Here is a 14,529-nt window from a genome sequence, read left to right on the forward strand (position 1 = left end):
CGGCTGCCCCGGGTTCACCCGTTGTTCACCAGGGCGCCCGTCCCTCGCGCACATGTGCCCCTACGGTCACGCAGAGACCAAGGGCATCCAAGGAGAGAGCAAAGTGCGCAAGCTGCTGCCGTTGATCGGAACGCCGTCCGGTTCGCACCCCGGCGGCCGGTCCGCCATGACCTGTCGTTTCCGGTGTGGTGACGCCTGCTTCCACGAGGTGCCCAACACCAGCTCCAACGAGTACGTCGGCGACGTGATCGCCGGTGCGATCGGCCGCCGGTCGATGATGCGGGCCGCCGCCGTGGTGACCGTGGCCGCCGCGGGGGCGGGGGCCGTGGGTGTCGGGCAGGCGCCGCGGGCCGCCGCCGCCCCGGCGGCGGGCGGTGACCGGCGTAAGAACAAGGGCGCTCGCGGGCTGCGCTTCGCGCCCGTCGCGCCCAACACCGCCGATGCCGTGACCGTGCCGGAGGGGTACGGGCAGAACGTCGTGATCCGCTGGGGCGAGCCCATCCTGCGCGGGGCGCCCGCCTTCGACCCGGAGAAGCAGACCGCCAAGGCGCAGGCCGGGCAGTTCGGGTACAACTGTGACTTTCTCGCGCTTCTTCCGCTTCCGGGGGAGCGTGGCAGGCAGCTGCTCGTCGCCAATCACGAGTACACGGACGAGATCCTGATGTTCCGGGGGTACGACCCCGCGAACCCGACCCGTGAGCAGGTCGAGGTCGCCTGGGCCGCCCACGGGCTGTCCGCCGTGGTCGTGGAGGAGGACCGCAGGAGCGGAAGGCTCACCGCCGTTCCGCGGCATCAGCTCAACCGCCGCGTCACCGCCACCACCGAGTTCCGGCTCACCGGCCCCGTCGCCGGGTCGGACCTGGTGAGGACCTCCGCCGATCCGAGCGGGACCAAGGTGCTGGGCACCCTCAACAACTGCTCGGGCGGTACGACGCCCTGGGGCACGACCCTGCACGGCGAGGAGAACTTCAACCAGTACTTCGCCAACAGCAGCCGTGCCACCGACAAGCGGTACGGGATCGGCACCGGGGCCTCCGAGCGCAAGTGGGAGAGGTTCGACAAGCGGTTCGACGTCGCCCGGGAGCCGAACGAGGTGCACCGGTTCGGGTACGTCGTGGAGTTCGACCCGTACGACCCCGACTCGACGCCGCGCAAGCACACCGCCCTCGGGCGGTTCAAGCACGAGGCCGCGAACATCCGGCTGACCGCCGACGGGCGGCCCGTCGTGTACACCGGTGACGACGAGCGGTTCGACTACTTCTACAAGTTCGTCAGCAGCAAGCGGATGAAGCACGGAACGTCGCGTGCCGTGCGTGAGCACAATCAGTCCCTGCTCGACGAGGGGACGCTGTACGTCGCCAAGGTCACGGGTGACTCCCCGGCGATCGAGATCGACGGCACGGGCAAGCTGCCCCGTGACGGTGAGTTCGACGGGAGCGGGGAGTGGATTCCGCTCGCCACCGCCACCGCGAAGGGTGCCGTCTCGCACGTGGACGGGATGACGGCCGAGGAGGTGTTCGTCTTCACGCGGCTCGCCGGTGACAAAATGGGGGCGACCAAGATGGACCGGCCCGAGGACATCGAGCCCAACCCGGTGACCGGCAAGGTGTACGTCGCCCTCACGAACAACACCAATCGTGGGGTCGGCTCCAACGCCAAGGCGGACGAGGCCAACCCGCGCAATGCCAACAAGCACGGTCACGTGCTGGAGCTCACCGAGCGCTGGAACCGGCCGGAGAGCACCAGGTTCGCCTGGTCGTTGTTCCTGGTCGCCGGTGACCCGGAGGACCCCGCGACCTACTTCGCGGGCTTCCCGAAGGACTCCGTCAGCCAGATCTCCTGCCCGGACAACGTCGCCTTCGACCCCTACGGCAACCTGTGGATCTCCACCGACGGCGCCCAGCTCGGCTCGCACGACGGTCTGTTCGGGGTGGCGACCCGGGGCGAGCGGCGTGGTGAGCTGAAGCAGTTCCTGACCGTGCCGACGGGCGCGGAGACCTGCGGTCCGATCATCCAGGAGCGGCGTGTCCTCGTCGCCGTGCAGCACCCGGGTGAGATCGACGGCGCGTCCGTGGAGAAGCCGGCCAGCACCTGGCCGGACGGGCCCGGGAAGTACGTCCGGCCGGCCGTCGTGGCCGTGTGGCGTGCCGACGGCGGCGACATCGGCGTCTGACCGGCTTCAGCGGTGGCTGATCAGGGCAGGGCTGGGCTCGGCGGTCCGTGCGGGCCGTCGGGCTCCAGCCGACCCTGACTCAGCCGCCCTTGATCCGGCCATTCCCGGCCCGGCCATTCCCGGCCCAGCCGCTCCCGGTCCAGCCATTCCCGGTACGCCGGTGCCAGCCGCGCCACCTCCCCGTACGCCTCCTCCAGGGCGGGGTAGACGCCGTCCAGGTCCGTCTCCGTACGAGCCGCGACGAGCAGCCGTACGCCGAGCGGGTCGCCCTTCAGGCGGCGTACGGCCATGTCGGGGCGGGGGGTGCGGGTCGGCTGGCACACGGTGACCACCTCGCCGGTCGCGACCAGGGCGTCGGCCGTGTGGTAGTCGCCGTGCAGCACCTGGGGGCTGACTCCGGCCGCGCGGAACATCCGCTGGACGGCGTCCCACTCCCCGTCGACCGTGGGGTCGATCATCCAGCGGTCGCCGGCCAGGTCGTCCAGGCCGACCTCGGGTTTTACGGCCGCCGGATGGTCGACGGGCAGCGAGACGAACTGCGGTTCGCGTTCGACCAGGACGCGTAAGGGGAGTTCCGCGGGGATGCGGAGCGGGCAGCCCTCGACCTCGTGCACGAAGGCGACGTCGAGCTGGCCTTCCGCGACCATGCGGAGCAGGGCGTTGGCGGAGACGTTCATGTGGAGGGTGGGGTCCTGGCCGTGGGCGCGCAGGCGGCGCAGCCAGCCCGCCAGGGCCTTGCTCGCGGTGGAGCCGATACGGAGGCCGGTGCCGTCGGCCGCCGCGGCCCTCGCCTCGGTCACGAGCAGGTGCATCTCGGTCAGCAGGGGGCGGGCGTGACTCAGTACCAGGCGGCCCAGCGGGGTGGGGCGGCAGCCGGTGTGGGCGCGCAGGAACAGCGGTCCGCCCAGCGCCTCCTCGATGCGGCGCAGCTGGGTGCTCAACGACGGCTGGGCGACGCCCAGCTGCCGGGCGGCGCGGTGCAGACTGCCGGTGTCGGCTATGGCGCACAGCGCGCGGAGGTGCCTCACCTCGAGCTCCATGCTCTGTGAGGCTAAGGCGGAATCGCGGCGTTAACCAGCCACATAATTCATCGCTAAACCAGGTGAATTGGGCAGCCAATAGCGCTGTCCTATCCCTGATTGCCATCATCACAGGCGCCGCACAGGCATCGAGACTCACCGGTGACGACTCACCCCCACCAAGGAGTCCCGATGCGAAAGTCCACATCCGCCCTGGCGGTTCTCGGCCTCGGTCTTGCGACGGTCGGCTTCGGTACGGCGGTTCCCGCTGCGGCTACCCCGGCCGCGGCCCCGCATGCCGGGTTCGTCGCCAAGTCCGCGGATTCCGACGCCGGCAAGGCCTTCTTCCAGGCCGTGCTGAAGTCCGTCGCCGAGAAGCGTGCCGCGAACCCGAGTGCCACCGCGGCCGTCACCGTCGTCTACGACGCCTCCCGCGCGCCCACGTTCAGCTCCCAGATAGCGCGCAGCGCCCAGATATGGAACAGGTCGGTGTCGAACGTCAGACTCCAGTCCGGTTCCGCGTCGTCCGCCGACTTCAGCTATCGGGAGGGCAACGACTCCCGCGGCTCGTACGCCTCCACCGACGGCCACGGCAGCGGCTACATCTTCCTGGACTACCGGCAGAACCAGCAGTACAACTCCACGCGGGTCACCGCCCACGAGACCGGGCACGTCCTCGGTCTGCCCGACCACTACTCGGGTCCGTGCAGTGAGCTGATGTCCGGTGGCGGCCCCGGCACGTCCTGCACCAACGCCACCCCGAACGCCACCGAGCGGGCCCGGGTGAACCAGCTGTGGGCCAACGGCCTCGCGGCGGCGATGGACAAGGCGCTGGAGAAGTCCGGCCGATAGGGCCCGGACCGCGAACACGGTGCGGCCGTCCTCCACCGGAGGGCGGCCGCTTCCTGTGTCAGCGGCGCTCGTGGAGCGTGAGGTCCGTGACGACCGCGCGGTGGTCGGTGCCGGCCACGTCCAGGACGCGGGTGCGGCTCGCGCCGAAGTCCTGCGACACCAGGACGTGGTCGATCTGCGCGCCGAACGTCGGAGCCGTGGCGGCCGGCCAGGTGGCGGTGCGGTCGGCACCGCCCGGGCGGGAGGCGTCGTACAGGCCGGTGTCGAGGATGCGGCGGAAGGCGGCGTGGTCCTGGGAGGCGTTGAAGTCGCCGGCCAGGACGAGGGGGGTGTCGCGGTCGGTGGTGGCCGCGTGGTGCAGTGCGCCCAGCTCGCGCTTCCAGAGGTCCACCTGGCCGGGGAGCGGGGGCATGGGGTGGGCCAGCTGGAGGCGTACGGGGTGGCCGTCCACGTCGGCGACCGCCCCGGGCATGCCCATCGTGCCGGGGACGCCGGACGTGGGCCGGAGGGGGAAGCGGCTGAGGATGACGGAGCCCTCGGAACCGCCGCCCTCGACGGCACGGCGGTGCGGATAGTCCCGCGCGAGGCCCGACGTGAGCCGCGCGTCGCAGGCGTGGTCGCACTCCTCCACGAAGACCACGTCCGGTCTCTCGCGGCCGACGACGGCGACCAGGGATGCGGTGCCCTGCCCGAACTCGACGTTCGAGGTGAGGACGCGCAGGTCGGCGACCGGGCGGCCGGCCGGGTCGCCGACCTTGCCGTACGGGTCGGTGAACCACGCGAGCAGACCGAGCAGGACCACTGCCCAGAGCGTCCCGAGCCACCAGCGGGACAGCAGCGCGAGCAGCAGCGCCAGGGCGGTGGGCGCGAGCAGCCACGGCAGGAAGGCGAGGAGCTGCGGGATCGGTGTGATGCCGTCGCTGTCGGCGGTCCGGAAGCCGACGACCACGCTCACCCCGGCGAACAGCAGGCCGGCGCACCGGGCGGCGAGGCGCCGTCCGGGACGGCGGTGCTCCGGGCCGTCGTCGGTGGCGGCCCACTCGGCAGTGGCGGTGTCCAAGCCCTGGCCTCCCGTTCGCGAGGTGAGATGCCCGAATCCTCCCCCAAAGGCGGATCTCCCTCAATGACGAGGTGGGGCGGGAGAAGGTTGCCGTTCGTCGACGCGGGTCAGGAACTCGCGCAGTGCCTTGTCGAACACCTCGGGGCGTTCCAGGTTCGGCATGTGGGCCGCGCCCTCGATCACGTGCAGCGTCGAGTCCGGGAGGGCCGCGTGCATGGCCCGGGCGTCGGAGACCGGGGTGAAGTCGTCGTCGGCTCCCACGACGACCAGGGCCGGGACGAAGACGCGGGTCAGCAGGTCGCGGTAGTCGGGACGCCGGGCGCGGGCGCGCAGGGCCGCGGCGGCGCCCTCGGGTGCGGTGGCCGTCATCATGCGGTGGACGTGGTCCTTGACCTGGGCGGGGGCGTACGGGGCGACCATCCGCTCCAGGACCTCGTCGGCGTAGCCGCGTATGCCCTCCCGCAGGAGGCGGTCCGCCATGGCGTCGCGGGTGCGGACGCCCTCCTCGGTCTCCGCCGCCGGGAAGGTGTCCGCGAGGACCAGGCCGCGGACACGGCCCGGGAACAGGCGGTAGCAGTCCATGACGATCTGGCCGCCCATCGACAGGCCCGCCAGGACGCAGGACTCCACTTCCAGTTCGTCCAGCAGGGCCTCGATGTCCCGGGCGAATCCGGAGAAGTCCGTGAGGGCCGGGGTCGTCGGGGAGGCGCCGTAGCCGCGCAGGTCCGGGGCGATGACGCGGCGGTCCGTCGCGAACGTGTCGAGCTGCGGGGCCCACATCGTACGGTCGAAGGGGTGGCCGTGTACGAGGACCAAGGGGACGAGGGGGACAAGCGGCTGCCGGGCGGTCACGGGGCCTTTGTCCTCGTATGCGAGGAAGGGTGCCATGTGAGGACCCTAAGCCGCCCCAACTACTCGGTGCAATAAGATCTTTGCTCTCGGTGCAATCCGGGAGGGCCGACGAGGGGAGCCTGATGGGGGACTACCGGCGTATCGCGGACCGGCTCGCCGACGACATCGCCACCGGGCGGCTCAGACCCGGCCAACGGCTCCCGCCGCAGCGGGCGTTCGCACGGCGGCGCGGGATCGCCCCGTCGACGGCCGGGCGGGTGTACGGCGAACTCGTACGGCGCGGGCTGGTCGTCGGCGAGGTCGGACGCGGCACCTTCGTACGGGCCGCCCCGGCGGGACCGGCAGGGCAGGCCCTGGCCGAGCCCGGCCCGGCCGACGCTCCCGTCAACCTGGAGCTCAACTACCCCAGCGCACCGGGCCAGGCCGAGCTCCTCGCGCCCGTCCTCGCCCCCCTGCTCCGCCCCGACGTGCTGGCCGAGGCCCTGCTGCCGGCCGCCGCCACCGGCACCGAGACCGCCCGGGAGGCCGCGGCCGCCCTGCTCGCCACGCCCGGCTGGCGGCCGGACCCGGCCCGGCTGGTGTTCACCGGCAACGCCCGCCAGGCCATCGCCGCGGTCCTGGCCTCCCTGGTCCGGCCGGGGGGCCGGGTCGGTGTGGAGCAGCTGACGTATCCGCTGGTCAAGGAGATCGCGGTGCGGCTGGGCATCACCCTGGTGCCGCTGGCCGGTGACACGGCCGGGCTGCTCCCGGAGGCCGTCGCGGCCGCGCACCGGACGGCCCCCCTGTCCGCCCTCTACGTCCAGCCGACGCTGCACAACCCGACGTCCCTGACGACGAGCGGGCCGCGTCTGCTGCAACTCGCCCAGCTGGTCCACGACCTGAACCTGCCGGTCGTGGAGGACCGCATCTGGTCCTTCCTGCACACCCCCGGTGACCCTTTCGCCGTCCACGCCCCTGCCCTCACCCACGTCGTCGACGGTCTCTCCAAGCGGGTCGCCCCGGGGCTGACCGTCGGGTTCCTCGTGGTGCCGCCGCACCGGGTCGGTGCCGTCGCCGGTGCCGTGCGCTCGGGCGGGTGGAGTGCGGGGCGGTTCGCGCTGGAGGCGGCCGTGCGGTGGATCGGGGAGGGGACCGTGGCGCGGCTGACGGAGGCCAAGCGCGCGGACGCGACGCGCAGGCAGCGGATCCTCGCCGAGGAACTCGCCGGCTTCGCCGTACGGTCCGACCCGCGCGCCTACTTCGCCTGGTGGGAGCTGCCCGCCCCGTGGCGCGCGGACACCTTCACGGCGGCCGCCGCCGCGCACGGCATCGCCGTCACCCCCGGCCCCGCCTTCGCCGTCGCCCCGGGCCACACGCCCGACGCCGTCAGGCTCGGGCTCGCCTCGGCTCCGGAGCGTGATCTGCGGCGGGCGCTGCGGACGCTCGCGCACGTCGCCGCGCGGCGCGCCGGGGACCGTACCGGCCCGTGAGCCAGGAGCCGAGCACCACCGCCAGGCCGAGGGCCAGAAGGAGCCAGGACACCGTGCGCAGGGTGGCGGTCAGGGCGTCGTAGACCGCGCCCGCGGCCGGGCGGTGGAGGGCGTCGGGCAGGTCGGCGAGGGTGAGGCGGCGGCCGATCGCGAGGGCGAGGACGAGCAGGCCGCCGCCCAGGGCCGTGCCGAGGCCGAGGGCGGTGACCGCGCGGCGCCGGCACGCGGCGACGGTGATCCCGGTGACGGCGAGGACGGCGGCGGCGAGCGGCAGCCAGAAGGCGGCGGTGTCCAGCACGTGATACCCCTCGCGCAGCCGGTCCACGTTCCCCGCCGGGAGTACCGGGACCCGGGTGTGGGTGACCGGGATGCGGTGGGCGAACGACACGTTCTCGTCGGTGAGTTGGCGTTTGACCCGGGCGACCACCGGGGCGAGGTCGACGGTGACCGCGGCCGGGCGCGCGTCGTCCTCGCGCAGCGCGCGCAGCACGGCGGCGTGCAGGGCCTGGTTCGCCGCGTCCCAGGCCGCGCGGAACGCCTCGGTCCGGGTGAACGACCGCACCGCGTCATGGACGAACGGCCCGGCCGCGCCGCGCAGGGGACCGGTGTCGAGCTCGTGCCCGGCCGCCCGCATGATGCCGTCCCCGACGGCGTCCGCGACCGCCTGCTGCACGTCCGGGTCGGCGGCGAGCGGAGCCATCGTACGGACGTAGCGGCCGGTGTCGGTCAGCCCGTGCGCCGCCCAGGACGCGAGCGCCCCGAAGGGCAGGAGCAGACACGCGAGGGTCAGCAGAACGGCCGACAGGGCGTTCCGCAGTCGTGGGGGCGCCTGCTCGGACACTGGCGCCGGGTCGCGCTCGGTCACCCCTCCAGGCAAGGCCGCCCCGGCCCGGTACGCGACCGGTGTGACTGCATTCGGCCCCACAAGTCGAGCCGAACGGGCGCCCGCGTACCCGTCAGGCCCGGATCAGCCGATGCGGTGGCCCGCCGCGTCCTCGTGCGTGTAGTAGCGGTAGAACATCGTCACGAAGACGCCCGCCCCGACCACCACGCCCGACGTGGCGGACCACAGCACCGTCGCGTTGGCCTGGCTGACGAGGAAGCCGACCGCGCAGCCCGTGAAGACGAACCAGAGCGCCGCGTGCAGTTCGCGTACCAGTCCCTGCCGCTTGCCGAGTTGCCACACGGCGGCGTACAGGACGGCGAACACGAACGCCGTGACGAAGCCGAACAGCACGTTCCAGCCCGTGATGGGCCCGGCGTCGCGCCGTACGGCCGCGGCCCAGTAGCCGTAGAGGAGTCCGAGGGCGACCGTGACCGTGGCCCTCATCATCGTATGGGTCCGCGCGCTGAAGACGTCGCGTGTACGACGCTGCGTGAGCTGCCCGGTCACGTTGGGTGAGGCGGGTGCCGCGTGAGCCATGAGAGTTCTCCTCTCTCTCCCTGCCCCTGCCTACCAGAGCACCACCGTCGGGCAGGCGGTGGCAAGTCGGCGGGCGAATCCCCCTAAGGCGGACGTTTACGGTCCTGGGACCCCCCTTTGCAGCCGCAGCGGTTACGGTGCTGCCGTACGTGATCGACAGGGGGAGGGACGAGATGCCCGGAACCGTGCTGCTGCTGGCGGCCTCGCCGGTGGGCAAGGGGCGTCTGGTGGACGCCGCCTCCGTGCTGCCCGTCCTGGCCGCCGTCCCGCCCTCCGTGCTGTCCGGTACGGACACCGCGAACGTCGTCGAACTCGCCGACCCGCTGGAGCCGCAGGCCGTCCTCACCCGGCTGCGCGCCGCCGCCGCGGCCCCGGGCCCGCTGACCGTGTTCGTCACGGGCCAGCTCGTCCTCGACCGCCGCCAGCGCCTGCCGCACCTCGCGCTGGCCCGCACCACCGCGTCCACCGCCCGCTACACGGCGTTCCCCTGGCACTGGTTCCGGGACGAGCTGCGGCTCAGGCCGGCCGGGGCGACGACCCTCCTGCTCGACCTGCACGCGGACGCCGAGACCTGGGAGCTGCTGCGGAGCGCACCGCTGGACTCGGGCCGCGGCAACGCCGTGCACGGCCGCATCGCGCCCCCGCCGTCCAGACGCGCGGTCGGTGCGCCCGCCTACATGAAGGCCGTGGCGACGATCCTGCGCAGCGGGATCCGGCCGCCGGCGGAGCAGCTGCACCAGCAGGCGCTGACCCGGATCGCGGCGGAGAACGCGGGCGCGGACATCGTCATCAGCACTCCGGGCCCGTCGGCCGGTGACCCGCACGCCGCCATCACCGCCGCCGTCCAGTCCGGCCGCCACTCCGACGCCGACGCGCTCGCCGCCCGGAACGAGCAGGCGGCCGTCGCCGCGCACGGGCCCGCCTCGGAGGAGGCCCTGCACTGGGCCGAGGTCCGGGCGGACCTGGCGATGTTCGCCGGGGACGCGGCCCGCAGCTGCCACACCTGGCTGACGGTGGCCACCGTGCGGCTGAACGCCGGGCAGGCGCCGGACTCGCCCGCCGTCGAGGCCGCCGTGGACCGGGCCCACCACCAGTGGGGCCAGGTCCGCGACACCGTCCGGGCCCGCGATCTGGGCGCCGCGCTCGCCGAGTTGCGGGGACGCGTGCCCGGGCGGCGCGAGGGGGCGCTGGACCATGTGCAGCGGCAGTTGCGGCAGTTGCAGACCCAGGGCTGAGCCCGCGTGCGCCGTGTGCGCCTGTCGTGACGGGGGCGTGCAATCGCTTGCGCCGGTCGTGTCAGAGGTCTGCCGCCGAGGGCCGGCCCGGTGTCATGATGTCGGATATGACAGAGGGGGACCAAGTGGCTGTCTTAGGCGTACGCGTCCGGCTGGGCGCCGGCGCGACCGTGGACGATGTCAGAGCTCTCAAGACGTGGCTGGAGCGGGAGGAGCCGCTGGAGAGACTGCGCTCCTCAGGGGACCTGAGCATCGAGGAGCGGACCAGCACGGACGCCGCCCCGGGCCGGATGGGGCCCGACCTCGAACTCGTGCTGAAAGTGATCGGTGACATCGTCACGATCGCGACGCTGACCGATTACACCGCACGCGCGGTGAAGACCTGGACCAACAACCGCCGCAGGCTGCAGGGCGGCGATCCCGAGCCACAGATCCGCCCGCTGGAACCCGACGGGGAGTAGGCCGTGGGCCGCTTCGACCCGCGCGGCAAGGTGAACCGGGCGCTGCTGGTCGGTGTGTCCGAGTACGACCACACGGCACCGGATCCCCAGGGCGTGGCCTGCCAGCTCCCCGCCGTGCGGCACAACCGGACGCTGCTCGAGGACGCGCTGCTCCGGGGCGGTGTCTTCGGCGAGGGCGAGGTGCGGGCCCTGCCGTCGCCCACCCCGGACCAGTTCACGGGGGCGCTGCGCCGCGCCTGCCGGGAGGCCAGAGGGCTGCTGCTGCTCTACTTCGCCGGACACGCCGTCACCTCCACGTCCGGCAACGAGCTGCACCTCCAGATGCGCACGGCGAGGGTCCTCACCGGGAACGGGCTGCCCGGTTCGGTGAGTTTCACCCAGGTGCTGGGCGAGCTGGCCGACAGCCGCGCCGAGCAGGTGGTGGTGATCCTCGACTGCTGCTACGCGGGCAACGCCGCGGGGATCTGGCACCGCTTCGACGACCCGAAGCGGAAGAAGCACAAGATCCTGCTGCTGATGAGCGTGCAGCCCAACCGCTGCATCCTGGGCGGGGACGCCGACGAGGCGACGCCGTTCACCCGTGAGCTGGCGCGCGTCCTCGATCAGGGCGGGGAGGTGTCGCTCTCCGATCTGTACACCGCGGTGAAGCAGCGGATGGCCGCCGCGAAGTACAAGGCGGAGGACGACGACCCGCAGCGGCCCCAGGCGCTCGCGCCCCCGTGGGATCCGGACGCGGACGTGCTGCTGGGGGCGGGGCCGGCGGAACCGGTGCCGCCGCCCCCGCCGCCCGGCGGCCGGCCGTCCCGGCTCCGGCGCCTGCTCGACGGCGCCCGGGCCTCCGTCGGGGGCCTGTTCGGCCGGACCGTCCTGGCACTTCTGCTGTCGTTCCTCGCCATCGGTGCCGCCGGATACGGGTTCGCGGTGTGGACCGGGGACCCCGGCCCCTGCCGCCCGGTGGAGCTGCGGGTCCTCACCGACCCGGACCTGGAACCGGCCATGCGGGCCGCCGCGGACGCCTACCTCGCCTCCGGCACCAACACCACCGGGGACGGCTGCCGGCGCAGTGGCGTCACCGTCTACAGCGCGGGCGCGGCCGGCGTGGTGACCGCGCTGGGCGGCCGGACCGACCCCTGGCAGCGGCCGCGCGAGGACGACAACCCGCAGCGGGACATCGGCCCGCAGCCGGACGTGTGGATCCCCGCCACCCGCGCCGACGCCCGCCGGGCCACCGCCCTGCAGGCGGACCACGACCGGGTGTTCGCCCGGCTGGAGACGGACCCCGAGCCGCTGGCCTACTCGCCGGTCGTGCTGGCCGTCCCGCCCGGGCTCGCCGACGGCGGCGAGCGTGCGGGACGGTCGCTGTCGGAACTCGTCGACGCCCTGGAGAGCGCTGACGGCCGGGCTGAAGTGCGCCGCCCCGACCCGGAGTTCTCCGGCGCGGGGCTGCTCGCGACGGTGGGCCTGTACGGCGGCGGGGCCGACGCGCGGACCGCCGAGCGGGTCGTCACCCGGCCCGTCCGGCCCGACTCCTCGGCGGTCAGGCTGCTGTGCTCACTGCCCGACGTCGACGCCGTGGACGACCGCAGCGCCGCCCTGGTCCCGGAGTTCCTGCTCAGGAGCGGCGTCGGCTGCCATCCCCTCACACGCGCCGAGCGCACCGCCGCCTACCCCGACGACGTGCCCGGGCTGGAGCCGACGTTCGTCCGGGTGCGCTGGGAGGACGGCGACCGGGACGAGGAGGCGCGGGACGAGGAAGTGGACAGGTTCCGTGACTGGCTGACCGGCGAGGACGGCCGGGCGGTCCTCGGCGAGCAGGGGTTCCGGTCCGCGACCGGTCAACGCGCTCTGCTCGACCCCGAGTCGGCCCGCTGGGGGATGACCGGGCCGGTCGCCGCGACGGACCCCGCCGACCCGTCGGAGATGGACTCGGCACTGGAGCGGTACGGCAACGCGCACGGGCCCGGCCGGGTCCTGTTCCTCCTCGACAGCTCCGGCTCGATGACCCGCCTGTGGGACGGCTCCAGCGGCGGCCCCGGCATCCTGAAGCAGACCCTGACCGGGCTCGGCGGGGAGGACGAGTACGGGGTGTGGGCGGTGCACGGCCTCAAGGGCGACGGCTCGCACACCGAGCTGCTCGGCTTCGGCACCCACGCCCGCGAGGACGCCGAGCGCGCCCTCGACACCGCGAAGGTCCGGGACGCGGAGGCCGATCCGCCCGCCGCCCTGCTCGACGCCCTGGACTTCATGCGGGAGCGCGGCGCCGACGACGAACGGCCCCAGCTGATCGTGTACCTGACCGACGGCGAGGACGACGGCCGCATGAGCGGGGACCGCCGCCGGCAGGTGGCCGACCGGGCCCGGATCGCGGGCGTGCCCGTCGCCATGGTCACCCTGAAGAGCGGGGCCTGCGACCGTGACCGCCCCGGCACGCTGATCGCCGAGGCCGGCCGGGGCCGTTGCCTCGACGCCGGGGACGACCTCGTGCCCGACCTGCGCGACGAGGTGGCCCGTACCGGAACGGGGGAGGAACGATGACCCGCCGACTGCCGACTCTCGTCCTCGCGCTGCTGTCCCTGCTGGCCCTCGCCGCCTGCACCGGCGGCGAGGCACAGCAAGAGCAGCCGGGCGCCGACACCTCGTCCCGGATCGTGGTGGCCAGCGGCCAGGACGTCACCGGCAAGAACGGCATACGGCAACAGCTCATCGACGCCTGGAACGAGCGGGAGGGCGAACACGGCTACCGGGCCCGCCTGGTGGAACTGCCCGGCTCGGCCGACCAGCAGCGCAGCCAGCTGCTCGGCGCGCTGCAGTCCGGCAGCGCCGACTACGACGTGGTGAACCTGGACGTGACCTGGATCCCGGAGTTCGCCGACGCCGGCCTGATCCGCCCGCTGACCGACACGGCCGTCACCTCGCCCGGGGACCTCATCCCGTCGGTGGACAGCACCTCGTACTGGGACGGCGAGCGGTACGCGGTCCCGTTCAACAGCGACGCGGGCCTGCTGTACTACCGCAAGGACCACCTGGTGAAGGCGAGCGCGTCGCGGACCGACCTCGGCGACGGGCTGAGCTGGGACGAGCTGAGGGAACTTCTCGGCGCCGTCCACGGCGCCAAACTTGGGGACGGCTACGAGGCGGGCTGGACCACTCAGCTCGCCGCGTACGAGGGCCGCACGGTCAACGCGATCGAGGCGTTCGCCTCCGCCGTACCGGACTTCCGGCTGACCGACGACGACGGCGCATACGTCGCGACGCGGGAACAGTTGACGGCCGGTGTGACGGAACTGCGCGAGCGCACGGCGAAGCCGTACACCCTCGAGGAGGCCTACGAGTCCCGGGAGGCCGAGTCGCTCAGCGCGTTCGCCGAGGGCCGCACCTCCTTCCTGCGGCACTGGCCGTACGTCTACCCGGCCCTGTACGAGACCTTCAAGGGCAAGCTCGGTGTGACCCGGCTGCCCGGCAAGGCGGTGCTCGGCGGGCAGAACCTGGCCGTCACCTCGTCCACGTCCGGGCAGCGGGCCGCGAAGGCGGCCGAACTGATCGCGTTCCTCACCGACCCGGACAGCGAACGCTGCCTGCTGCGCGCCGGGTTCGCCGCGACCCGTACCTCCGCCTACCAGGAGTCCGGGTCCGCCCCCGCCTGCCGGCACGCCCCCGCGTACGCGGAGACGCCCTCGGCGTCCCCCACCGGCGAGAACACGCTCCGTACGCCGCCCGACCGGTTCCCCGACGGCACCAGCTACTCCCGCGACATCCTGCTCCCGGCCCTCCGCGAGGCCGTGCACCGGCCCCGCACCCCCCGGTACGGCGCGGTGACCCACACCCTCATCACCGAACTGGACTCCTTGTACGGGCCACCCGACGGGCCGGGCGACGCGGAGGTCGCGAAAAGCCTTGACCAGGCGTTGAGCAGGGTTTTGCCAGGTTGAATTCCCTCCTCGTGATGTTCACAGGTTCTCCATTGCGTACGAATGGTGCCGTGGGT

General features: G+C 73.2%; 12 protein-coding genes. 7 read left to right on the forward strand and 5 right to left on the reverse strand.

Features of this window, described 5'->3' with window-relative positions; genetic code table 11:
- Positions 1–103: 103 nt before the first annotated feature.
- On the forward strand, positions 104–2,173 hold the full coding sequence (locus ABZ016_RS09560) for a PhoX family protein (RefSeq protein ID WP_356915992.1): 2,070 nt from the start codon (positions 104–106) through the stop codon (positions 2,171–2,173).
- Positions 2,174–2,193: 20 nt separating this feature from the next.
- Here the strand turns inward: ABZ016_RS09560 and ABZ016_RS09565 are convergent, their stop codons facing one another.
- Positions 2,194–3,213, reverse strand: a complete 1,020-nt coding sequence (locus tag ABZ016_RS09565; RefSeq protein ID WP_356915993.1) for a LysR family transcriptional regulator — start codon at positions 3,211–3,213, stop codon at positions 2,194–2,196.
- Between the two features lie 171 nt (positions 3,214–3,384).
- On the opposite strand from ABZ016_RS09565, the gene snpA reads away from it, so the two are divergent.
- On the forward strand, positions 3,385–4,044 hold the full coding sequence (gene snpA / locus ABZ016_RS09570; RefSeq protein WP_356915994.1) for a snapalysin: 660 nt from the start codon (positions 3,385–3,387) through the stop codon (positions 4,042–4,044).
- Between the two features lie 58 nt (positions 4,045–4,102).
- Here the strand turns inward: snpA and ABZ016_RS09575 are convergent, their stop codons facing one another.
- Both ABZ016_RS09575 and ABZ016_RS09580 read right to left on the reverse strand, forming a co-directional pair.
- On the reverse strand, positions 4,103–5,104 hold the full coding sequence (locus tag ABZ016_RS09575; RefSeq protein WP_356915995.1) for an endonuclease/exonuclease/phosphatase family protein: 1,002 nt from the start codon (positions 5,102–5,104) through the stop codon (positions 4,103–4,105).
- A 60-nt stretch (positions 5,105–5,164) separates the two neighbouring features.
- Positions 5,165–5,992: an alpha/beta hydrolase gene (locus ABZ016_RS09580; protein WP_356915996.1), complete on the reverse strand. Its 828-nt coding sequence runs from the start codon at positions 5,990–5,992 to the stop codon at positions 5,165–5,167.
- An 86-nt stretch (positions 5,993–6,078) separates the two neighbouring features.
- Between ABZ016_RS09580 and ABZ016_RS09585 the strand changes: the two genes are divergently transcribed.
- Entirely contained in the window at positions 6,079–7,425 is a 1,347-nt protein-coding gene (locus ABZ016_RS09585) for a PLP-dependent aminotransferase family protein (protein WP_356915997.1), read from the forward strand.
- Here ABZ016_RS09585 and ABZ016_RS09590 read toward each other — a convergent pair.
- Positions 7,322–8,290, reverse strand: a complete 969-nt coding sequence (locus ABZ016_RS09590; RefSeq protein WP_356915998.1) for a hypothetical protein — start codon at positions 8,288–8,290, stop codon at positions 7,322–7,324. The genes ABZ016_RS09585 and ABZ016_RS09590 overlap by 104 nt on opposite strands.
- A 102-nt stretch (positions 8,291–8,392) precedes the next feature.
- Positions 8,393–8,848, reverse strand: coding sequence for a hypothetical protein (locus ABZ016_RS09595; protein ID WP_356915999.1), 456 nt, complete (start codon positions 8,846–8,848; stop codon positions 8,393–8,395).
- 173 nt (positions 8,849–9,021) lie between these two features.
- Here ABZ016_RS09595 and ABZ016_RS09600 point away from each other — a divergent pair, with 173 nt between their 5' ends.
- From ABZ016_RS09600 to ABZ016_RS09615, 4 genes are all read left to right on the forward strand, one after another.
- The gene (locus ABZ016_RS09600; protein WP_356916000.1) at positions 9,022–10,083 is read left to right on the forward strand and encodes a hypothetical protein; all 1,062 of its coding nucleotides are present in this window, start codon (positions 9,022–9,024) and stop codon (positions 10,081–10,083) included.
- A gap of 125 nt (positions 10,084–10,208) precedes the next feature.
- Positions 10,209–10,544, forward strand: a complete 336-nt coding sequence (locus tag ABZ016_RS09605) for a hypothetical protein (protein ID WP_356916001.1) — start codon at positions 10,209–10,211, stop codon at positions 10,542–10,544.
- A gap of 3 nt (positions 10,545–10,547) precedes the next feature.
- On the forward strand, positions 10,548–13,079 hold the full coding sequence (locus ABZ016_RS09610) for a substrate-binding domain-containing protein (protein WP_356916002.1): 2,532 nt from the start codon (positions 10,548–10,550) through the stop codon (positions 13,077–13,079).
- On the forward strand, positions 13,076–14,473 hold the full coding sequence (locus tag ABZ016_RS09615; protein ID WP_356916003.1) for an extracellular solute-binding protein: 1,398 nt from the start codon (positions 13,076–13,078) through the stop codon (positions 14,471–14,473). The genes ABZ016_RS09610 and ABZ016_RS09615 overlap by 4 nt, the downstream gene beginning before the upstream one ends.
- The last annotated feature ends 56 nt before the right edge of the window (positions 14,474–14,529 follow it).

Origin of the sequence: Streptomyces sp. NPDC006372, assembly GCF_040612515.1 — a bacterium.
Lineage (GTDB): Bacteria > Actinomycetota > Actinomycetes > Streptomycetales > Streptomycetaceae > Streptomyces.